This window comes from Kineosporia corallincola (assembly GCF_018499875.1).
Classification (GTDB): domain Bacteria; phylum Actinomycetota; class Actinomycetes; order Actinomycetales; family Kineosporiaceae; genus Kineosporia; species Kineosporia corallincola.
Window position 1 is genome coordinate 173,778 of sequence record NZ_JAHBAY010000009.1, and the last position, 20,345, is coordinate 194,122.

General features: G+C 73.1%; 17 protein-coding genes. 10 read left to right on the forward strand and 7 right to left on the reverse strand.

Going from position 1 to position 20,345, the window contains the following annotated elements:
- Positions 1-2: 2 nt before the first annotated feature.
- Both KIH74_RS38830 and KIH74_RS37895 read right to left on the reverse strand, forming a co-directional pair.
- Entirely contained in the window at positions 3-1,568 is a 1,566-nt protein-coding gene (locus KIH74_RS38830; protein ID WP_308113951.1) for a GGDEF domain-containing protein, read from the reverse strand.
- A gap of 7 nt (positions 1,569-1,575) precedes the next feature.
- Positions 1,576-3,117, reverse strand: a complete 1,542-nt coding sequence (locus KIH74_RS37895) for a GGDEF domain-containing protein (protein ID WP_308113952.1) — start codon at positions 3,115-3,117, stop codon at positions 1,576-1,578.
- Between the two features lie 101 nt (positions 3,118-3,218).
- On the opposite strand from KIH74_RS37895, the gene KIH74_RS21755 reads away from it, so the two are divergent.
- From KIH74_RS21755 to KIH74_RS21765, 3 genes are all read left to right on the forward strand, one after another.
- Positions 3,219-5,054 carry a hypothetical protein gene (locus KIH74_RS21755; RefSeq protein WP_214157945.1) on the forward strand — a complete coding sequence of 612 codons (1,836 nt, stop codon included), beginning with the start codon at positions 3,219-3,221 and terminating at the stop codon, positions 5,052-5,054.
- A gap of 172 nt (positions 5,055-5,226) precedes the next feature.
- The gene (locus KIH74_RS21760; protein WP_214157946.1) at positions 5,227-6,462 is read left to right on the forward strand and encodes an MFS transporter; all 1,236 of its coding nucleotides are present in this window, start codon (positions 5,227-5,229) and stop codon (positions 6,460-6,462) included.
- A 35-nt stretch (positions 6,463-6,497) separates the two neighbouring features.
- The gene (locus KIH74_RS21765) at positions 6,498-7,541 is read left to right on the forward strand and encodes a LacI family DNA-binding transcriptional regulator (protein ID WP_214157947.1); all 1,044 of its coding nucleotides are present in this window, start codon (positions 6,498-6,500) and stop codon (positions 7,539-7,541) included.
- Positions 7,542-7,565: 24 nt separating this feature from the next.
- Here KIH74_RS21765 and KIH74_RS21770 read toward each other — a convergent pair whose 3' ends face one another.
- On the reverse strand, positions 7,566-8,018 hold the full coding sequence (locus KIH74_RS21770) for a hypothetical protein (protein WP_214157948.1): 453 nt from the start codon (positions 8,016-8,018) through the stop codon (positions 7,566-7,568).
- A gap of 290 nt (positions 8,019-8,308) precedes the next feature.
- On the opposite strand from KIH74_RS21770, the gene KIH74_RS21775 reads away from it, so the two are divergent.
- The 3 genes from KIH74_RS21775 to KIH74_RS21785 are packed head-to-tail and all read left to right on the forward strand — an operon-like array spanning position 8,309 to position 11,168.
- Positions 8,309-9,370, forward strand: a complete 1,062-nt coding sequence (locus KIH74_RS21775; protein ID WP_372492110.1) for a FecCD family ABC transporter permease — start codon at positions 8,309-8,311, stop codon at positions 9,368-9,370.
- 35 nt (positions 9,371-9,405) lie between these two features.
- Positions 9,406-10,410, forward strand: a complete 1,005-nt coding sequence (locus KIH74_RS21780; RefSeq protein ID WP_214157950.1) for an ABC transporter substrate-binding protein — start codon at positions 9,406-9,408, stop codon at positions 10,408-10,410.
- Positions 10,407-11,168 (forward strand): ABC transporter ATP-binding protein, encoded by a 762-nt coding sequence (locus tag KIH74_RS21785; protein ID WP_214157951.1) that lies wholly within the window; start codon positions 10,407-10,409, stop codon positions 11,166-11,168. The genes KIH74_RS21780 and KIH74_RS21785 overlap by 4 nt, the downstream gene beginning before the upstream one ends.
- Positions 11,169-11,196: 28 nt before the next feature.
- Here the strand turns inward: KIH74_RS21785 and KIH74_RS21790 are convergent, their stop codons facing one another.
- A complete protein-coding gene (locus tag KIH74_RS21790) occupies positions 11,197-13,836 on the reverse strand; it encodes an AMP-binding protein (protein WP_214157952.1) in 2,640 nt (879 codons plus the stop codon).
- 268 nt (positions 13,837-14,104) lie between these two features.
- Between KIH74_RS21790 and KIH74_RS21795 the strand changes: the two genes are divergently transcribed.
- Entirely contained in the window at positions 14,105-14,524 is a 420-nt protein-coding gene (locus tag KIH74_RS21795; protein WP_214157953.1) for a Rossmann-fold NAD(P)-binding domain-containing protein, read from the forward strand.
- A gap of 188 nt (positions 14,525-14,712) precedes the next feature.
- Here the strand turns inward: KIH74_RS21795 and hutH are convergent, their stop codons facing one another.
- Positions 14,713-16,275, reverse strand: coding sequence for a histidine ammonia-lyase (gene hutH, locus KIH74_RS21800; protein WP_246572858.1), 1,563 nt, complete (start codon positions 16,273-16,275; stop codon positions 14,713-14,715).
- A 72-nt stretch (positions 16,276-16,347) separates the two neighbouring features.
- On the opposite strand from hutH, the gene KIH74_RS21805 reads away from it, so the two are divergent.
- The 3 genes from KIH74_RS21805 to KIH74_RS21815 are packed head-to-tail and all read left to right on the forward strand — an operon-like array spanning position 16,348 to position 17,927.
- Entirely contained in the window at positions 16,348-17,106 is a 759-nt protein-coding gene (locus KIH74_RS21805; RefSeq protein ID WP_214157954.1) for an IclR family transcriptional regulator, read from the forward strand.
- Between the two features lie 39 nt (positions 17,107-17,145).
- Positions 17,146-17,322 carry a hypothetical protein gene (locus KIH74_RS21810; protein ID WP_214157955.1) on the forward strand — a complete coding sequence of 59 codons (177 nt, stop codon included), beginning with the start codon at positions 17,146-17,148 and terminating at the stop codon, positions 17,320-17,322.
- Complete coding sequence (locus tag KIH74_RS21815) at positions 17,319-17,927, forward strand: phosphoribosylanthranilate isomerase (protein ID WP_214157956.1); 609 nt, start codon at positions 17,319-17,321, stop codon at positions 17,925-17,927. Before KIH74_RS21810 ends, KIH74_RS21815 begins: the two co-directional genes overlap by 4 nt.
- 10 nt (positions 17,928-17,937) lie before the next feature.
- Here KIH74_RS21815 and KIH74_RS21820 read toward each other — a convergent pair whose 3' ends face one another.
- Both KIH74_RS21820 and rhaS read right to left on the reverse strand, forming a co-directional pair.
- The gene (locus KIH74_RS21820) at positions 17,938-18,705 is read right to left on the reverse strand and encodes an SDR family oxidoreductase (RefSeq protein ID WP_214157957.1); all 768 of its coding nucleotides are present in this window, start codon (positions 18,703-18,705) and stop codon (positions 17,938-17,940) included.
- A gap of 602 nt (positions 18,706-19,307) precedes the next feature.
- The gene (gene rhaS, locus KIH74_RS21825; protein ID WP_214157958.1) at positions 19,308-20,345 is read right to left on the reverse strand and encodes a rhamnose ABC transporter substrate-binding protein; all 1,038 of its coding nucleotides are present in this window, start codon (positions 20,343-20,345) and stop codon (positions 19,308-19,310) included.

Genomic DNA, 20,345 nt, shown 5'->3' on the forward strand with positions numbered 1-20,345 from the left:
GCTCAGACCCGTGCGCGCTCGCGCCGGCCCCGCTTCTCCTCGTAGAGGGCGGCGTCGGCGCGGGCGCCCAGTCGTTCCGGGGTCTCGCCGGGTTCCCGCACCGCGAAACCGGCGCTGAACCCGACCCCCTCCGGCTGCGTCCACACCCCCGCCAGGCGTTCCAGCACGGCCCGCGCCACCTGGCCGTCGCCGCGGGTGAGGATCGCGAACTCGTCACCGCCGATCCGGCAGACCCGGTCGATCCCGGCTCGCACCGACGAGGCCAGCGCCGCCGCGAAGGCCCGCAGCACCCGGTCGCCGGCCGGGTGTCCCTGGGTGTCGTTCAGCTGCTTGAACCGGTCCAGGTCGAACAGCAGCAGCACCGCGTCGTCCGCCAGATCCGCCATGCCGTGCTCGAAGGCCCGCCGATTGAGGACGCCGGTGAGCGGGTCGGTGGTCGCGGCCCGGTCCAGGTCCTCCACCTGGCGAACCCGTTCCAGCACCGGCCCGGCCTGGATCGACAGCAGCTCCACCATCTGGTCGGTGAACCGGTCGAGGTCGGGCAGCGGCAGCGTCCACCAGATCACCATCACCCCGGCCAGGCCGGTGCCGCTCACGATCGGCACGTAGAGGACGGACGCGCAGCCGAACCGGGCCGTGTTGGCCGGCGAGACCAGGGGACTGTGCGCGGCGTCCGGCACGAACAGGTGCTGACGACGGCGCGCCGCCACCCCGATCCCGGACTGCTCCGAGGCCAGGTCCACCCGCAGCGCGTCCGGTCCGGAACCGCCGCCCCAGGTGCCCAGCCCGGTCAGTGTGCCCATCAGCGGCAGGACCGGCGCCCCGGGGTCCGGTGCGGGGGCCGGCGTGGGGTCCGGTGCGGGGTCCTGCGTGGGGTCTTGCGGCGCCCGGTCGGGCACCATCGTCACCACGCCGTCGGCGTCCAGCAGCCGGGCCGACATCTCGCTGACCAGTTGCGCCGCGTCGTACTCGGTCTGCGCACCGAGCAGCGGCCGCAGCCCGTCGTGCAGGCGTTGCAGGTCGGCGAGCTGACGGTGCTGGAGCGAGGTCGCGGTCGCGATCAGCTCACCGATCAGCGCGGAGCAGCAGATCACGCCGACGATCGCCACCAGGCCGTCGCGTTGCAGGCCGAGACCGGCGACGACGCCGAGCAGCACCAGGTTGAGCGCGGCCAGCATCGCCGGCCGCCCGGGCCGCAGCACCAGCCCGGCGTAGCCCAGGGCCAGCACGTAGATCGGCTGGTAGTGGTCGAGCACCCCGAAACCGCCCTCGCCCAGCGTGGTCAGGAACGCGCTGGGCACCACCGGCCAGATCAGCACCGAGTCGCTGAAGCGGCTCCAGGGCAGGCAGAGCAGGGTCACGGCGAGTACCGCCACCATCCCCACGATGATCGTCTGCGACATCCGGGCCTGCGGGTTCTGCACCGTGACGAACGCGGCGTACCCGTCGGCGGTCAGGTACAGGGCCCCGGCCAGGCGGCCCTTGCGGGCCCGCTGCGCGGTCTCGTCCAGACCGGCCACCGACCAGGTGCGCAGCCACCGCCCCACCCGGGCCGCGGGGCCTGTCACGGGGCTCTCACAGCGGCCGCCGGATGCGCTCGCGCCGTCGCTTCTTCTCCGCGTAGAGGGCGCTGTCGGCCCGGGCGCTGAGCTGCTCGGCCGCCTCGCCCGGCATCAGCACGGCGTAGCCGGCGCTGAAACCCACGCCCTCCGGGTGTTTCCAGGCCGTGGTCAGCCGGCCGAGCACGGCCAGGGCCACGTCGGCGTCGCCCCGGGTGATCACCGCGAACTCGTCGCCGCCGATCCGGCAGACCTGGTCCAGCCCGTCGCGCACCGAGGAGGCCAGCGCGGCGGCGAAGGCCCGCAGCACCCGGTCGCCGGCCGGGTGTCCCTGGGTGTCGTTCAGCTGCTTGAAGCGGTCGAGGTCGAACAGCAGCAGCACGGCGTCGTCCGCCGGCGCGGCCATCGCGTCCTCGAAGGCCCGCCGATTGAGGACGCCGGTGAGCGAGTCGGTGGTCGCGGCCCGGTCCAGGTCCTCCACCTGGCGAACCCGTTCCAGCACCGGGCCTGCCTGGATCGACAGCAGCTCCACCATCTGGTCGGTGAAGTGGTCGAGGTCGTCGATCCGCCGGGACCACCAGATCACCATCACCCCGAGCAGCCGGTCGCCGACCAGGATCGGCACGTAGAGGATGGACGCGCAGGCGAACCGGGTGACGTAGGTGCGGGAGACCAGGGGGCTGTTCTGCGCGTCCGGCACGAACAGGTGCTGGTGCGTGCGGGCCACCACGCCGGTGCCGGACTGCTCCGCACCCAGGTCCACCCGCACACCGGTGACGTCGACGCCGTCCCCGCAGCCGCCGCGGGCCGTCAGGTGGGTGGGCCCGCCGCCGGCCGGCTCGCCGCGGTCGCTCACCATGGTCACCACCCCGTCGGCGTGCAGCAGGTGCGCGGCCATCTCGCTGACCAGCTGGGCGGCGTCGTGCTCGGTCTGGGCGCCGAGCAGCGGCCGCAGGCCGGCGTGCAGCCGCTCCAGATCCACGCGCTGCCTGCTCTGCACCGAGGCCGCGGCGGCGATCAGCTCACCGATCAGCGCGGAGAACAGGATGCCGCCGGTGATCTCGACCAGCTCGGTCCGTTGCAACCCGGTCAGTGCGAGCAGCCCGACCACGCCGAGGTTGAGCAGGGCCAGCAGGCTGGTGCGGCCGGGCCGCAGCACCAGCCCGGCGTAGCCCAGGGCGAGGGCGAAGATCGGCTGGAAGTGCCCGAGGGCGCCGCAGACCCCCTCGCCGAGTGTGGTCACCACGGCGCTGCCCACGGTCGGCAGCACCAGGGCGGAGTCGCCGAGCCGCCGCCAGGGCAGGGCCAGCAGGGTCAGCCCGGTCAGGGCCACCGCCGCCACCAGCAGCCACTGCCAGAGCGGCGCCTGCGGGTCCTGCCAGGTGACCAGGGCGATGTAGACGTCGGCCACCAGGTACAGCGAGCCGCCGAGCCGGCCCTTGCGCTCGCGTTGGGCGTCGTCGTCCAGCCCGGGCACCATCCAGGCGCGGAACAGGCGTCCTGCCCTCACGGTCCGGGCGGCACGGGTCCGGCCGCCGGGCCCGGGGGTGTGCTCCACGGTGTGTGCATCGGCCGGTTCGTCACGCCGGTCAAGGGGTGAAGCGGAGCCCGGACGCGTCGTCACCACCGGCCCGCGGGGGGCTGGGTACTGTGTGGCGAGTGATCCCTTTCGTCACCCTGGACGACGACGGCACCCCGCTGCGCTTCCACCACCGCGGCCTGCCGAGACAGCCGTTCCTGCTCCAGCCCGGCCGGGACCGCTGGCACACCGCCGAGCACCGCTGGGGCAGCGGGTTCGCCGTCACCGGGCGGGGGTCGGGGCGCTGGCGCACCGCCGGGCCGGTCACCGGTGACCTGCGGGTCGACATCGAGCGCGATGTCTCCGGTGACGTGCTGACCGAGACCTACCGGTGGACGAACACCGGCACCGAACTGCTCGACGTCACCGGCCTGGGGATCACGGTGCCGCTGCGCGACGTGTACGAGTCGGCCGCGCAGGCCGTCGAGTCGGCCGTGCACGCGCACGTCTGGACCGGTGGCCAGTGGGCCTGGGTGCTGGCCCGGCCGATGTCGGGGCAGGGGCCGGTGCTCGGGCTGGTCGTGCGCACCGGGGCGCTGTGGGCGTACTCGATCGAGTCGCGCAACCCGAACACCCTCTCGAACGTGCGCGGCCACATCGTGCTCCAGCCCACCGACCGAGCGCGCAACCCGGGCGCTTTCGGCGGTCAGCCGGTGATCCGGCTGGACCCCGGCGAGTCCTACGAGCTGACCTGGGACGTGCGGTTCTACGTCGACGTGCCCGCGTTCCTCGCCGCCACCGACCCGCCGGTGACCATCGACAGGTTCGCCGCCGAGGAGGGCACGCCGATCCTCGTCGACGGAAAACCGCTGTCCGGCCGCGGATACACCTATGTCGGCAACGACCGGTACCGCACCGCCGTGCTCTTCCACCGGCCCCGCCGCGAACTGGTCGAGCGGCGGGTGCGTTTCGTCCTCGACCACCAGCGCGCCACCGAGCGTCCCGAACCGGACCGGCACGCCTTCCTGCCCTACGACAACCGCAGCGGGCTCACCCAGCCCACGGCGGCCTGGGCCGACTGGTCCGACGGCGCCGAGCGGCTGGCCATGCCCTCTCTGCTCCAGCAGGCCCGGTTGCGCGGCTGGGGCGACACCGCCGAACTCGACGCCGCGCTGCACGGCTGGGCGGCCTTCGCCCGGGCCCGGCTGATCACCGCCGAGCAGGACGTGCTGTGGGGCAGCGACACCCCGGCCGACCGGATCCGGCTGTACAACTTCCCGTGGCTGGCCGAGTTCTTCGCCACCCAGTACGAGATCTACCGCCGGCCGGACGATCTCGAGCTGGCCGCCACCCTGCTGGAGCGGGCCTACGAGATCGGTGCCGCACAGCACCTGCTGATCGGGCACGCCGAGGCGGTGCTGCACGTGGCCGGGCTGCTGCCCGACGGCGGCCGGGCCCGGGCGCTGCGCCGCTGGCTGAAGGGCCACGCCAAGAAGTTCGCCGCGGCCGGCGCGAATCTGCCCGCGCACGAGGTGAACTACGAGCAGTCGATGGTCGCGCCGCTGGTCACCCTGCTCGCCCTGGCCGCCCCCGACAGCCCGGCACTGCACCGGGCCCTGGCCTGGATGCGGGCCTTCGGCGGGCCGCAGCCGCACGTGCGCCTGCACGGCATCGGCATCCGGCACTGGGACGGCTACTGGTTCGGCCGGGACCGCCTGTGGGGAGACACCTTTCCGCACCACTGGAGCGTGCTGACCGCGGTCGCCCTGCTCCAGAACCCGCACCGCACCGCCGCCGACGAGGCCGAGGCCGAGGCGATCTTCCGGGCCGCCACCGTGGACTTCGCCGACGACGGTTCGGCCAGCTCCGCGTTCGTCATGCCCAGCAGCGTCGACGGGCGGCCCGCGCACGCCGCCGACCCGCTGGCGAACGACCAGGACTGGGCGCTGGTGCTCTGGCTGCGCTCGATGCCCTGATTCCCGTTCGGGTTCCTTGTCCTTCGCGCCGGGCGGCACGAGCCGGCCGATTCGATCGACGTCGTCCGGAGCGCGCCTAGAACGTTCTATAGAAACGTCCACTAGAACGTTATAGGCTGCCGCCGGGCGCGTCCGCCGACGGAGCCCGTCATCCGTCATTCCTGGAGGATCGGTGGGCCACGTCAGCCGACCGCGCCGTCATGCGGCGCTCCTCGCCCTCGCCCTGGGCGGTTTCGCGATCGGCCTGATGGAGTTCGCGGTGATGGGCCTGCTGCCCGACGTGGCCACCGACCTGCTGCCCCGCGAATACGCCCGCTCCACCGAGGAGGCCATCGGTCACGCCGGCTGGCTGATCAGCGCCTACGCGCTCGGGGTGGTCGTGGGTGCCCCGGCGATCGCGGCCCTGAGCGCCCGGACACCCCGCCGGCGCCTGGTCGCCGGCCTGCTCGCCTGGTTCGTGCTCTGGACCGCCGCCTCCGCCCTGGCCCCCACCTTCGACCTGGCCCTGGCCGGGCGGTTCCTGGCCGGGCTGCCGCACGGCGCCTACTTCGGCGCGGCCGGGCTGCTGGCCTCCCGGTTGCTCGGCCCGAACCGTCACGCCGGGGGATTCGCCCTGGTCATCGCCGGTCTCACGGTGGCCAACATCGTCGGTGTCCCGCTGATCACGCTGCTCGGGCAGGTGGCCACCTGGCGCGTCGCCACTCTCGTGGTGGCCGCCGCCTTCGCCCTCACCCTGGTCGCCGTGCTGGCCGTGGTCCCGGAGGTCGAGGGGGTCGCGGGCGCCTCGCCCCGGGCCGAGCTGGACTCGCTGCGCTCCGGGCAGGTGTGGCTGGTGGCCCTGGTGGCGGCCGTGGGCTTCGCCGGGTTCCTCGCCGTGTACACCTACGCCGCACCGGTGACCACGGCCGTGGCCGGCCTGCCCGACTCCGCCGTCCCCTGGGTGATGGCCACGGCGGGTGCCGGGATGACCGCCGGGAACCTGGCCGGGGGCTTCGCCGCCGACCGGAACCTGAGGCTCAGCCTGGTGTCCGGCTTCGCCGCCGTGCTCGCGGCCGGCCTGCTCTTCTGGGCCGTGGCCCGCACCCCGGTGGGCCTTTTCGCGGGCATCTTCCTGATCGGCGCCACCAGCATGTTCCTCAGCCCGGCGCTCCAGGCCCGGCTGATCCAGCTCGCCCCCGGCGCCCAGCTGATGGGCGCGGCCGTGAACCAGTCCGCCACCAACGTGGCCAACAGCCTGGGCGCGTGGCTGGGTGGCATCACCATCGCCCACGGCCTCGGCTACCTGTCTCCGGCCCTGGTCGGCGTCGCGCTCGCCGCGGTGGGACTCGCCCTGACCCTGCTGAGTTTTCGCCGTCCCGCCCGGCCGGTGGTGGTGCCCGAGCCGATCGGGTCGCTGGCCGGCTCCTGACGTAGAACGTTCTAGGGTGCTGCTACGGTGCCGCGATGGCTTCCCAGCGCGCAGGCATGCCCCGGGTGACCCTGGCCGACGTGGCCGAGCGCGCCGGGGTCAGCACGGCTCTGGTGTCCATCGTGATGCGCGACGCCCCGGGTGCCAGCCCCCAGACCCGCGAGCGCGTGCGGCAGGTCGCCGGTGAGCTCGGCTATCAGCCCGACCGCCGGGCCCGGTTGCTGCGCAGCGGCCGCACCCGGCTGCTGGGCGTGGTGTTCAGCGTGCAGCACGCCTTTCACGGCGACCTGGTCACCGGGCTGTACGCGGCGGCCGAGAAGGCCGGGTACGAGCTGGCTCTCAGCGCCATCACCCCGCAGCGTGACGAGCAGCGTGCCGTGGCCGGGCTGATGGCCGAGCGGTGCGAGGCGCTGATCGTGATGAGCCTGGACTCCTCGGCGGCGCAGCTGTCGGAGCTGGCCGCCCGCATGCCCCTGGTCGTACTCACCCGCAACGTGCGCGACCCGGACGTGGACGTGGTGCGCAACGACGACCGCCGGGGGCTGCACCTGGCCGTCGACCACCTGGTGGAGCTCGGGCACCGGCGGATCGCGCACCTGGACGGCGGGCGGGCGCCGGGCTCGGCGGAGCGGCGCCGGGGCTACCGGGAGGCGATGGAACGGCACGGCCTGGAGGCCGGGGCCCGGGTGGTGGCCGGGGGCGTGACCGAGGCCGATGGGGCCACGGCCGCCCGCGAGCTGCTGGCCGACCTGCCCACCGCCGTCACGGTTTTCAACGACCGCGTGGCCACCGGTCTGCTGGGGGTGGTGCGCGGTGCGGGCCTCGACGTGCCCGGCGACCTGAGCGTGCTGGGGTTCGACGACGACCGGCTGGCCCGGCTCGGCTACATCGACCTGACCACCGTGGGGCAGGACGCGCAGGCCCTGACCGAGCTGGCGGTGCGGCGGGCGGTGGACCGGATCGAGGGCCGCCCGGTGACGCACCCGCACCTGGTCACCCCGCCCCAGCTGGTGCTGCGGGGGACCACCGGGCCGGTCCGGGCCGATCCGGGGCGGATGAGCGGGTGGGGTGACGCCTGACGGAACCCTCTGCGGAGGAAGGGTTCACCCGTCGTCCCCCGACCGGGCGATCCTCGCGCCGGCCTGCTGGTCGGCCGCCGCCTCGGCCCGGTCCCCGGCCCCCTGCGCGCGGTGACGACGGGCGCGTCCGAGCAGATCGTCCTGTTCCTGTCCACGGCGCCGGGCCGCGAGCTCCTCCAGACCCGCGGCGGCCCGCTCGTGCGCGTCGGCGGCCTGCCGCATCCCGTGCGCCGCGCGTTCGGCGGACTCCTGAGCCAGCTCCAGCGAGCGCCGTGCCGTCTCCCGGGCCCGGGTCACCACCGCCGAGGGGCCGGCGTCGTCGTCCTCGACCGCGCGCAGGCGTTCCCCCAGGCCGTCCGCCCGTTCGGCGGTGCGCAGGAACCGGTCCGCCCGGCGCGCTCGTTCGTCGCCCATGCCGTCGCCCATGCCGTCGCCTGTGTCCCGGCCTGTGTCGTCGCCTGTGCCGTCGTCGTCCACCCGACCATGCTGGTCCCGGCGTCCTGATCCGGCACCCCGGCTCACACCCGCCGGGCGTCCTATTGCATAATCTTCGCAACAACGCCCGGCCGTGTGCCGGGCGCTCGTGTGTGCGCGCCTCTTCCGGGGTGCTGCCCGGAAAGCGTCGGAAAGTGCCGTCCTCGCGCATCGGCACGACGCGTCGTCAGGAGGTGGCGGAGATCGCGGGAGAACTGGCGGCCGAACAGGCCGAACAGGCCGACGGGGCCGACAGCGTCGACGGGACCGGCCATCGCCCCCCCGCACGGCCGGTGCTCGCCGATCTGGGTCTGGGACGTCAGCGCCGGCGTGGCGCCGTCTGGCTGCTCGGGCTGAGTGTGCTGCTGGTGCTGAGCGTGCTGCTCGGGGTCGGGGTGGGGGCCGTCGGCATCGCCCCCGCGGCGGTCGCGCGCATCATCGCCCACCACGTGCTCGGCACACCCGGCGAGGTCACCTGGAGCCTCCCGCAAGACGCCATCGTCTGGCAGGTCCGCCTGCCCCGCGTGCTGCTCGGCGCCGTGGTCGGGGCCGGTCTCGCGGTCTGCGGAACGGTCCTCCAGGCGATGGTGCGCAACCTGCTGGCCGACCCCTACCTGCTGGGCATCAACTCCGGCGCCTCCAGCGGCGCGGCCGCCGCCATCCTGTTCGGCTTCGGCGCCGCCTGGGGCGAGAACGCCCTGCCGTTCAGCGCCTTCCTCGGCGCCCTGGCCGCGTCGCTGCTGGTGTTCCTGATCGCCCGCAGCGGAGGCCGGGTCACGTCGGTGCGGCTGCTGCTGTCGGGAGTGGCCGTGGGCTACGCCCTCTCGGCCGCCACCAGCTTCCTGATCTTCGCGTCCGACTCGGCCGAGGGCTCCCGCTCGGTCATGTTCTGGCTCCTCGGCTCGCTCGGGCTGGCCCGCTGGGGGACGGCGCTGAGCGTGGTCGTCATCGTCGTCGGCCTCACCGTGGCCCTGCTCACGCTCTGGGGCCGGCGGCTCGACGCCCTGGCCATCGGCGACGAGACCGCCCACACGCTGGGCATCTCGCCGGACCGGTTCCGCACCCAGCTGCTGCTGCTCGTGTCGCTGTGCATCGGGGTGCTGGTCGCGGCCTCAGGCAGCATCGGCTTCGTCGGGCTGGTCGTGCCGCACCTGGCCCGCCGCCTCGTGGGCGCTCCGCACTCCCGGGCCGTGCCGGTCGCCGCCCTGCTCGGCGCGATCTTCCTGATCTGGGCCGACGCCCTGGCCCGCACCGTCATGCAACCCCAGGAACTCCCGCTCGGCATCATCACCTCGCTGGTCGGGGCGCCGTTCCTGCTCGTGCTCATCCGCCGTCTCCACGTCACCAGCGCCTGACCCCTCACGCGCGTCAGCCTCCAGGAGCACCCTTCATGCCGCCCACCCACGTCGTCCGTGGTTCCGCCCTCGCCGTCGCCGCCCTGCTGACCCTCGCCGCCTGCGGCAGCGACTCCGCCTCCAGCGCCTCCGCGGGCGGTTCCGGCGACGGTCACTACCCGCTCACGCTGGAGAACTGCGGGGACGACGTGACGTTCACCGCCGAGCCGGAACGCGTCGTGCTGCTCAAGAGCGCCTCGGTGCCGTACCTGCAAGACCTGGGCGTGCTCGGCAGCAACGTGATCGCCCGGGCCGGCGCCTATCCCGAGGACTACTACGACGCCGGGACCCTGGCCGCCCTGGGCGGGGTTCCGCTGCTCACCGACAAGACCGACACCGGTGGCCACCTCCAGATCTCCCAGGAGGTCGTGATCGGCCAGGAACCCGACCTGGTGATCGGCGAGGCGCAGAACCTGACCCGGGACACGCTGACATCGGTGGGTATCCCCCTGGTGGAGGAGCCCGGTCTGTGCGGCGACGGCCTGGCCGACCCGGGCTTCGACGACGTGTACTCCCAGATGGATTTCTACGGAAAGGTTTTCGACCGTGAGGGCGAGGCGGCCGACGCCGTCACCGAGCTGAAGAAGCGCCTCGCGACGGTCGAGGCCAAGGCCGACGGGAGCAGGGCCCGCACCGCGGCCGTGCTGTACCCGACCGTCGGCGGGGGTGTCACCTACGCCTACGGCAGCCGCAGCATGGCCGACCCGCAGCTGGAGGCGGCCGGTTTCACCAACGTCTTCGGCGACGTGGACGAGCGGGTGTTCGAGGTGACCCTGGAGAAGCTGATCGGTCTCGACCCGGACGTGCTGATCCTGCTGTACTCCGACGGCGATGCGGACGAGGTGGCGGCGTCGATCACCGGCCTGCCCGGCGCGGAGAAGCTGGCGGCGGTGAAGAACGGTGACGTGATGCCGCAGCTGTTCAACTTCACCGAGCCGCCCAGCCCGCTCGCGATCGACGGCCTGGAGCGCATCGAGGAACGTTTCGGGCAGGCGGAGTGATCCAGGGCGAGAACCTGGGCTTCGCCTACGGCAGGACGCCGGTGCTGGACGGCGTCGGCGTGACCGCCCCGACCGGCCGGGTGCTCGGCCTGATCGGCCCCAACGGCAGCGGCAAGACCACCCTGCTGCGCCTGCTCTACGGTTCGCTGAAGCCGTCTTCCGGCACGGTGACCGTGGACGGCTCTCCTCTGCAACGGCTTTCGCCGCGCGAGACAGCCCGTCGGCTGGCCGTGGTGGTGCAGGAGAACGGCGGCGAGAGCACCCTGACCGTGGCCGAGATGGTGCTGCTGGGCCGAGGCCCGCACATCGGTACCTTCGCCCGCACCAGCACCGCCGACGAGGAGATCGCCTGGGAGTCGCTGCGCCGGGTCGGGGCCGTGCACCTCGGGCCGCGCGCCTTCGCCGGGCTGTCGGGCGGTGAGAAGCAGCGGGTCCTGATCGCCCGGGCCCTGGCCCAGGGGGCCGGCCACGTGCTGCTCGACGAGCCGACCAACCACCTCGACATTCGCTACCAGCACGAGATCCTGGCTCTGGTGCGGGAACTCGGCACCACCGCGATCATCGTGCTGCACGACCTCAACCTGGCCGCGCGTTACTGCGACGACCTGGTGCTGCTGGAGAAGGGTCGCGTGGTCGGCTCCGGTCCGGCCTCGAACCTGATCGAGGACGACGAACTGCTCGGCCGCGTCTACGGTATCGGCGTGCGCCGGATCGAGCACGGCGGACAGGCGCACCTGCTGTTCCAGCCGTACGGCTGAGAACCCGCCCGTCTCGGTACCGGCCGTCTCAGTACTGGTCGGGCCAGGCCTTGCTGGGCCGGATCATCCGGGGCCGGGCGCCGTCCCGGGGACGGCGCGGCTCGGCGGGGCGGCGCTCCTGGGCCGGTTCCAGCTGCTCCAGGATGAGCCCGGCGGTCTTGGCGGCGAACGGGTCACGCAGGATGGACATGTGGTCGCCCGGTACGTGGGTGAGCCGCCAGGTCCCGGTGAGGTAGGGCGTCCAGGAGCGGCGCACGTCCTTCTCCTCGCTGTCGGCGGCCACGATCACCAGGGTGTCGCCGTCGTAGGGCCGGCCCTTGTAGCGCATGTGCAGGAAGTTGCTCTGCCGCCAGAACCGCCAGTACTGGTCGTCGCCGGGTGTGCCGACCAGGCCGGTGGTGGCCACGCCGATCGCGCCGCGCAGCCGCTGGATGGGCGAACCCTCCAGCGGCACATGGGATTTGCCGTCCGGCGGGAAGGAGTCGAGGATGACCAGGAGGGCCACCTCCTGCCCGGCGTGGCGCAGCTGGTGGGCCACCTCCAGCGAGAGCACCCCGCCGAAGGAGTGCCCGCCGATGAAATAGGGCCCGGTCGGCTGGATCTCGCGCAGTGTGCGGATGTGCCGCCGGGCCGCGGACTGCACGCTCCAGTCCGGCAGTCCCTTCGCCTCCAGGCCGTGCGCCTGGAGGGCGAACACCGGCTGGTCGTCGGGCAGGTGACGCACCAGCGGCACCATCGTCACGCCGAGCCCGCCGCCACCGGTGAACAGGAACAACGGGGGCCGGGAACCGGTGGCGCGCAAAGGGATCAACGTCTGGTTGGCGGCGTCGGCCTTGCGGGTGACCCGCTCGGCGAACTGCTTCAGGGTGGGCGCCTGCACCAGCACCGTGGTCTGCGCCAGCTCCTGCGGCACGCCGAGGTCGGAGGCCATCCGGCTCATCAGGCTCTCGGCGGCCAGCGAGTCGCCGCCGAGCTCGAAGAAGTCGTCGTCCAGGCCGATCTCGGGCAGCGTGAGCACGCTGCACCACAGGGCCCGCACCACCTCTTCCCACTCGGTCAGGTTCTCCGCGCCCCGGCCCGGTTTCACCGCGGGCGGCTCCGGCAGCGCGGCCCGGTCGAGCTTGCCCCGGTCGGTGCGCGGCAGCGCCTCCAGGAAGACGATGCTCTCGGGCACCATCCAGGCCGGCAGGACGCCGGACAGGTACTGCCGGGCCACCGCGGCGCTGGGCCGGTCGGCCGTGGACACGATGTACGAGACCAGGCGCTTGCCGCCGTTCCCGTCGCCCTTGTCGGCCCCGATCGTGATCGTCTCGCGCACCTCGGGCAGGGCGGACAGGGCCGCGTCCACGTCGCCCGGCTCGACCAGGTAGCCGCGGATCTTCACGCTGTGGTCGCGCCGCCCGAGCAGGCGCAGCGCCCCGTCCGGGCCGAGCGTGCCCACGTCGTTGCTGCGGAACGTGCGCGCGCCGTCGGTGCGCCCGGCGGCGGGAGTGAAGGCCTGCGAGGCCTTTTCGTCGCCGAGGTACTCCATGGCCAGGTTGCGCCCGGTCAGCGTGACGGTCCCGGTGCCGCCGGCCGGGACCGGAAGGCCCGCGTCGTCCACAATTTCGATCTCGATGTCGGGCATCGGCATGCCCACGGGGAGCGCCCCGGTCAGCGGTGGATGGGTGTGGTCGACCACGTAGTCGGTGCAGTAACCGGTCTCCGACGAGCCGAACCGGTTGCGCAGGGCGCAGGTCGGCGGCAGCAGCGCGCGCAGTGCCTCCAGGTCGTGACCGTAGGCGGCCTCGCCGGCGAACGTGACCTGCCGTAACCGGCTGAGCAGTGCCGGGTTCGGGGCGCCGTTCACCAGATTGCGCAGGATGGCCGGGCTGGCCTGCATGATGGTGACCCGGTTGCGGTCGATCCACTCCGGCAGCTCGCGGATGCCGCGCCCGCGGATGTCGTACATCGCCGTGGTGGTGCCCACCAGAATGCCCGCCACGGCGGCCATCAGGCCCGCGTAGAACGCCATCGGCAGGGCGTTGGCCACCACGTCGTCGGCGTCGTAACAGTGGGTGGCGTGGGCCACGGCCCAGGCCTCGCGCACCAGCATGCGGTCTTCGTGCACGACCACCTTGGGACGCCCGGTGGAACCGGACGTGAGGGCGTAGGCGACGATGTCGGAGGGGGAGGGGGCGGCGGCCCACAGCGCGTCCAGATCGTCTTGCGTACCGGGCTTCTCGTCGGAGGTGTCGACGACGACCTGCTCCACCAGGCCGGCCGCGGTGTCGGCGTTGGCCCGGTCGCTCAGGCACAGCCGGGCGTCGACGCGCTCCACGAAGGCGCGCAGCCGGGCGGGGGGAGTGCGGGGGTCGAGCACCAGGATCGGCCGGCCCGAGGTGAGCACGGCCCACAGCCCGGCGACGGCGGGCGCACCGTGCGAGTACAGCAGTGCCACAGGCCGTTCGGTGGGGGTGCCGGCCACGGCGGCGGCCACCTGGCGGCGCAGGACGGCCGTGCGCAGCGCGAACTCGCGGTAGGTCAGCGTGGTGACCTCGTCGTGCACGGCCACCTCGTCGGGAAGGGCGGTGACCACCTGCCGCAGCCGGGCCGCACTGCCGGCCTCGATGTGCCGGTGTTCCAGCGGCTCGATCGGCCGCCCGGTCTGCTCGGTCCCCGCGGTCATCTCAGCCCCTCCATAGGCCCTGCCCGGCGCGAGAGCAAGGTTCCGCGCCCGGTGCAAGTTTTCCTCCGACGGAGGCCAAGAATAGGCCAGGGACACCGGTCAAGATCCCGGTTCGGGCGAAACCACCTGCTGGGCAGCGGGTCGGATTGCGTCTAACATCCGTTTACGGGTGCAAAAGCGGCGCCGTCCCGGGGGTGAATGCCCAGCGAAATCACAGGCCGGGCACATCGTTCGGGACGGGCTGTCACCCGTACGGCGCAGCACGACCGTGAAAAGTTCTGCACCGCGCGGTGATCGAGGCGGCCGTGACCACCGGGGCCGGGCGCATCCTGTACGCCAGCCACCAGGGGCCGCCGCCACGCCGTTCGGTCCCGGCCGCGACCACTTCGCCACGGAGCGGCTGCTGGAGGCATCCGGGCTGCCCTGGACCTCGCTGCGCAACGGTTTCTCCGCGCACAGCATCGGCTGGCTGACCGGGCCGTGGCAGCGGACCGGGCGGATCGGCGTCCCGGCCGACGGGCCGGTCTCCTGGACCGCGCGGGAGGACGCCGCCGAGGCCACGGCGGCGATCCTCACCTCCGGCGGTGCGGGGAACGACGGGCCGGTCACGCTCACCGCCCCGGACGCGCCCACCCTCGAGCAGGTCGCGGCGATCGCGTCGGAGCTGAGCGGGCGCGAGATCGCCTAGCAGGTGGTCGATCCCGGGGAATGGCTCGCAGCCCGTGTCGCCGCCGGGCAGCCGGAGCCCATGGCCCGCTTCACCCTGGGCATGTTCGAGGCCGCGCGGCAGGGGTTCTTCGCCGGCACCGGCCCTGCGGCTCGCGACCCTGCTGGGCCGCGAGCCGCAGTCCGTGCGCGATGTGCTGGCGGGGTAGCTCAGCCGAGCCGGGTCACCGAGCGCCCGGCCTCCACCACCGCCCCGGAAAGCACGGCCCGGGTGATGGTCTCGATGTCCGGGGCGAGGAAGCGGTCCGGTCCCGGGCCGGCCACCCGCTCGCGCACCAGGCCGAGCACGGCGCCGGTGGCCGGGCCCGGCAGGAGCGGTGCGCGCAGGTCCAGACCCCTTGCCCCGGTGATGATCTCGATGGCCAGCACGCGGGCCAGGCCGTCCACGGCGCGGCGCAGCTTGCGGGCGGCGGCCCAGCCCATCGACACGTGGTCCTCCTGCATGGCCGAGCTCGGGATCGAGTCGACCGAGGCGGGCACGGCCAGGCGCTTGAGCTCGCTGACGATCCCGGCCGCGGTGTACTGGGCGATCATCAGCCCGGAGTCCACCCCGGCGTCGTGCGCGAGGAAGGCGGGCAGACCCTGGCTGCGGGCCGGGTCGAGCAGCCGGTCGGTGCGGCGCTCGGACATGCCGGCCAGGTCGGCCACGGCGATCGCCAGGAAGTCGAGCACGTAGGCCACCGGGGCACCGTGGAAGTTGCCGTTCGACTCGATCCGGCCGTCCGGCGTCACCACCGGGTTGTCGATGGCGGCGGCCAGTTCGTGGCCCGCCACCGTGGCGGCGTGGGCCAGGGTGTCGCGGGCCGCGCCGTGCACCTGCGGGGCGCAGCGCAGCGAGTAGGCGTCCTGCACCCGCGTGCAGCCCGGTCCCCGGTGGCTGGCGACCACCGGGGAGCCGGCCAGCATGCGGCGGATGTTCCCGGCCGACACGGCCTGCCCCGGCTGCGGCCGCAACTGCTGGAGGTCGTCGGCGAACACCGCGTCGGTGCCCAGCAGAGCCTCCACGCTCATCGCGGCGGCGATGTCGGCGGTGGTGAACAGCGTGGTCAGGTCGTGCAGGGCCAGCACCAGCTGGCCGAGCATGCCGTCGGTGCCGTTGATCAGCGCCAGCCCCTCCTTCTCGGCCAGCACCACCGGCTCCAGCCCGGCCTGCTCCAGGGCCTGCGCGGCATCCACCACGCGGCCGTCGGCCGTGCGCACGCTGCCCTCGCCGGTCAGGGCGAGCGCGCAGTGGCTCAGCGGGGCCAGGTCGCCCGAGCAGCCCAGAGAACCGAATTCGTGGACGACGGGAGTCAGGCCGGCATCGAGCAGCGCCGCGTAGGCGCGCACCGTGGAGGAGCGCACACCGGTACGGCCCGTCATCAGCGTGGACAGGCGCAGGAACATCAGGGCCCGCACCACCTCGGTCTCCACCGGCTCGCCGCTGCCGGCGGCGTGCGAGCGGATCAGGCTGCGCTGGAGCTGGGTGCGGGAGTCCGGGGCGATGAAGGTGTTGGCCAGGGCGCCGAATCCGGTCGAGATGCCGTAGTGCGGCTCGGTGTCCTGGGCCAGGGCCTCGATCCGGGCGCGGGAGGCGTCGACGGCCTCCAGGGCGGCCGGGTCCAGGTGCACGCGGGCGCCGTACCGGGCGACGGCCACCACGTCGGCGAACGTCGCCGGGCCTGCCCCGAGGGTGACGTGGTCCACACCGGCGGCGGCGTAAGTAGCTGTCATGGCGCTCATCTCACCGCACCGGCCGCGGTGCCCGGCAGTAGCCGACCGGATGAGGTGTCTAGGATGCTGGACATGGCCGCAACGGCGTCCGCGCCCACCGTCGATGCCGCGCTGCGCATCCTGTCGTTCCTCGGCACCCAGCGCGGCCCGGTGGCGGCCGTCACCCTGGCCCGCGCCCTCGGCCTGCCGCGCTCCAGCGTGTACCGGCTGCTGAGCGTGCTCCAGGAGCGCGGGTTCGTGCTGCACTACCCGGATTCGCGTCGCTACGGCCTCGGGATCGCCTCGTTCGAGCTGGGTTCCGGCTACACCCGGCAGGAGCCGATCACCCGGGCCGGCCACCCGGTGCTCGCGGCCCTGGTCGACCGGGTGGGCGAGAGCGGCCAGCTGGCCGCTCTCTACGGGCGGGACGTGGTGTATCTGGCCGACGAGCGGGCGCCCGGCCGGCCGGTGCTGGTGACCGACGTCGGCGTGCGCCTGCCCAGCTGGCTCACCGCCAGCGGCCGGGCCCTGCTGGCCGCCCTGCCGCGCGAGCAGGTGCGGGCCCTGTTCCCGCACGCCTCGGCGTTCGGCGCGTCCGGTCCGCCGTACTCCTACTCCCGCCTGCGGGCGGAGCTGGTGACCACCCGGGCCCGGGGACACGCGGTGGAGAACGGCGAGATCACCGAGGGCCTGGCCTCGGTGGCGGTCGCGGTCCGCGACCGCACCGGCTGGCCGGTGGCCGGGCTGGCCGTCACCTTCCCGGCCGGGCAGGCCGACGCGTCCCAGCGTGGTGACCTGGTGGCCGAGGTGCAGCGGCACGCCGAGCTGCTGCGGCAGCGGCTGTACGGCTGAAGCACGGGGCCGCTACGAGGTGGAGGCACGCGCTACCGGGTGTGCCGCCGGCACGACCCCTCGGCGAACGGTGAGGACGACGACCCGACGGCCGAGGAGATCGCGGCCGGCTACCACCACGCCCGGGTGCACCTGCACCGCCCGTACCTGCCCAGCCGGCACCGGAACGGCGACCCGGACAGCGACTCGGACAGCGACTCGGACAGGGCAGAATGACCGCTGTGTTCGTGAAGATCTGTGGAGTGCGTGATCTGGAGACGGCCCGGGTGGCGGCCGGGGCCGGGGCCGACGCGATCGGCTTCGTGCACCATCCGGCCAGCCCCCGGCACATCGAGCCGGCCGACGCCCGCCCGATCGTCGAGGCGCTCGGCGGCGTGGAGACCGTGCTGGTGGTGCGGCGCCTGCCCCTCGACCGGGTGCTGGCCGTCGCGCACGCCAGTGGGGTCAGCACCGTGCAGTTCCACGGCGGTGAGCCCGACGACGACCTCCGGCGTGCCCTGGACGAGGGGTTCCGGGTGATCCGGGCCCTGTCGCTCGCGGAGTATCTCGCGGCCCCACCGTCGTCCACCATGGACGCCCGCCTGCTGCTCGACGCGCCCGACCCGGGGCAGGGGCGGCTGATCGACGCCGGTCAGTTCACCCGCCGCCCGGAGCGGCCCTGGATCCTGGCCGGGGGACTGACCCCCGACAACGTCCGGGCCCAGATCGAGCACCTGCACCCGGACGGCGTCGACGTCTCCAGCGGTGTGGAGTCGGCGCGCGGTGTGAAGGACCACGCGAAGATCGTGCGGTTCATCGAGAACGCCCGCGCCGCAGTCTGACCGAAGCGGGTCAGCCCTGGTGGCCGAGGGTAGCGAGGGCACCGGTGAACTGCTGGAGGATCTCGTCGTAGTCCCCGGTCACCACGGCGTTGCGCTGCCGCAGCACCCGGCCGACGGTGATCTCGCGCGGTGTCGGCTGCCGCGCCATCAGCTCCACCGACTCCTCGACGAAGTCCCGCACCGGCATCGCGGAGGGGTTGTCCTGCGAGCCCATCAGCGTGGTCGCCACCAGCGGCGGCACCAGCTCGGCCACCTCCACGCCGGTGCCGGCCAGCTGCGCGCGCAGCGACTCGGTGTACGAGTGGATGCCCGCCTTCGTCGCCCCGTAGGCCGGGGTGAGCGGGAAGGGCACGAACGCGATGCCCGACGACACCGTGACGATCGTGCCGGCCCCACGTGCCAGCAGATGCGGCGTGAACGCGTCCACCACCCGGATGGTGCCCAGCAGGTTGGTCTCCACCGTGGCCCGGGCGATGTCGAAATGCGTTGCGTCGCGTAGGTCCTCGGCGTGCATGATGCCCGACATGGTGACCACCGCGGACAGGCCCGGGTACTGCTCCAGCACCGCGTCCCGCGCCCGGGCCACCGAATCCCCGTCCGTGACGTCGATCTCGGCGGTACCGATGCCCGGGTTCTCGTCGGCGATGCTCTTCAGCAGGTCGGCCCGGCGGCCCCCGACGATCACCGTGCTGCCGGCCCCGGCCAGGCGCTGCGCGATGCCGAGGCCCAGCCCGGAGGTGCCGCCGACCATGAAAACTGTGCTGTTCGTGATGTCCATGGTCTGAGCATCGTCGCGTTCGGGGAAGACCGGCAGAGTTCACCTGTCCACGGATCGGCGGTCCCCCCCCGTGCGGAACGGCGAAAAATGATGGACGACGCCGGGTGAGTGCGCGCCCGGCGTCGTCCATGATGGTTGGCGGTCAGGCGTTGTTCAGCGTGGCGTAGCCCGTGCAGTAGCCCGCGTAGTTGTCGCACAGCCGCCACGACGACACGTGATAGGTGAACTAGTAGTGCCCGTTGTACGAGGCCAGGTCGCTGACCCGGTACGACCGGGTGCTCCCGTCGGTGACCACGAAAGGGCCGGCACCGTGACGTCGGAGGCGCTCGCGCTCGCGCTGGTGACCCCCGCCACCGCGAAGAAGCAGGCCAGCAGCGCCGTCAGCACCATGCGGATCCGGAACTTCATCTCACCCTCCCAGGTGGTCGCGGCCGCCCCTCGGGTGGAACGGCCCGACCGCCACGCTGGCAACGGCCGCCCGGCGGCGGCAAGGCTTCGGCGGCGGTGCGGGACTGTCCGGGACGTCACCGGGACGTGCTCGGGAGCCGGCCCGGACATGACGACGCGCCGGGCAGGAGACCTGCCCGGCGCGCCCGCGCGACTCAGAAGTCGAAGTCGTCGATGTTGTCCTTGTTGAAGCCGGTCGGGTCGCCCAGCAGCACGGTCTGGTCGGCGCCGACGGTGTAGCTGCCCAGGTCGCCGGCGGTGAACTGGTCACCCTCCTTGCCGGTGATCTCGCCGTTGGCCAGGGCCGCGGCCGCGTAGGCGGCCAGGGTGCCGAGGTCGGTCGGGTTCCACAGGTAGAACTCGGTGACGGTGCCGTCCTCGACGTACTTGCGCATCTGGTTCGGGGTGCCCAGCCCGGTCAGCGCGACCTTGCCCTTGCTCTTGGAGGTGGACAGGTAACGGGCCGCCGCGGCGATGCCGACCGTGGTCGGGCTGATGATGCCCTTGAGGTCGGGGTGGGTCTGGAGCAGGGCCGCGGTCTTGTCGAAGGACGTCTGGTCGTCGTCGTTGCCGTAGACGGTGTCGACCAGCTTGATGTCCGGGTGGTTCTCCTTCAGCTCCGTCTTCATCAGCTCGATCCAGGCGTTCTGGTTCGTGGCGTTCGCGGCGGCGGAGAGGATCGCGATCTCGCCGGAGTCACCGATCTGCTCGGCGAGGCCGTCGACCTGGGCCTTGGCGATGCCCTCGGGGGAGGCCTGGTTGATGAACAGGTCGCGGTACTGCGCCTCGGTGTCGGAGTCGAACGTGACCACCTTGGTGCCGCCGGACTTGGCCTGGGTCAGCGCGGAACCGACGGCCTTGGGGTCGTTGGCGGAGATGACGATGGCCGAGGCGTGCTGCTGCGCGGCGGTGTTGATGTACTGCACCTGCGCGTCCGGGCTGGCCTCCTGCGGGCCGACCTCGGAGAAGGTGCCGCCCAGGGCCTCGACGGCGGTCTTGCCGCCCTTGTCGCTGGCGTCGAAGTACGGGTTGCCGAGGTTCTTCGGGATGAAGACGACGTTGAGCGCCTTCGAGTCCGAGCCGGAATCGCCGGAGTCGGAGCCGGTTTCGGCCTTGCCGCAGCCGGTCATCGCGAGGGCGACCGAGAGGCCGACAGCTCCGAGCAGGGTGCTGCGCCGGGTGAGGGTCCGCAT

What these genes read in the sequence shown, in the direction of transcription:
- KIH74_RS21790 (WP_214157952.1), bottom strand. Translation starts at nt 13,836, where the DNA reads ATGACCGCGGGGACCGAGCAGACCGGGCGGCCGATCGAGCCGCTGGAA.
- KIH74_RS21780 (WP_214157950.1), top strand. Translation starts at nt 9,406, where the DNA reads ATGCCGCCCACCCACGTCGTCCGTGGTTCCGCCCTCGCCGTCGCCGCC.
- hutH (WP_246572858.1), bottom strand. Translation starts at nt 16,275, where the DNA reads ATGACAGCTACTTACGCCGCCGCCGGTGTGGACCACGTCACCCTCGGG.
- KIH74_RS21805 (WP_214157954.1), top strand. Translation starts at nt 16,348, where the DNA reads ATGGCCGCAACGGCGTCCGCGCCCACCGTCGATGCCGCGCTGCGCATC.
- rhaS (WP_214157958.1), bottom strand. Translation starts at nt 20,345, where the DNA reads ATGCGGACCCTCACCCGGCGCAGCACCCTGCTCGGAGCTGTCGGCCTC.
- KIH74_RS21765 (WP_214157947.1), top strand. Translation starts at nt 6,498, where the DNA reads ATGGCTTCCCAGCGCGCAGGCATGCCCCGGGTGACCCTGGCCGACGTG.
- KIH74_RS21815 (WP_214157956.1), top strand. Translation starts at nt 17,319, where the DNA reads ATGACCGCTGTGTTCGTGAAGATCTGTGGAGTGCGTGATCTGGAGACG.
- KIH74_RS21820 (WP_214157957.1), bottom strand. Translation starts at nt 18,705, where the DNA reads ATGGACATCACGAACAGCACAGTTTTCATGGTCGGCGGCACCTCCGGG.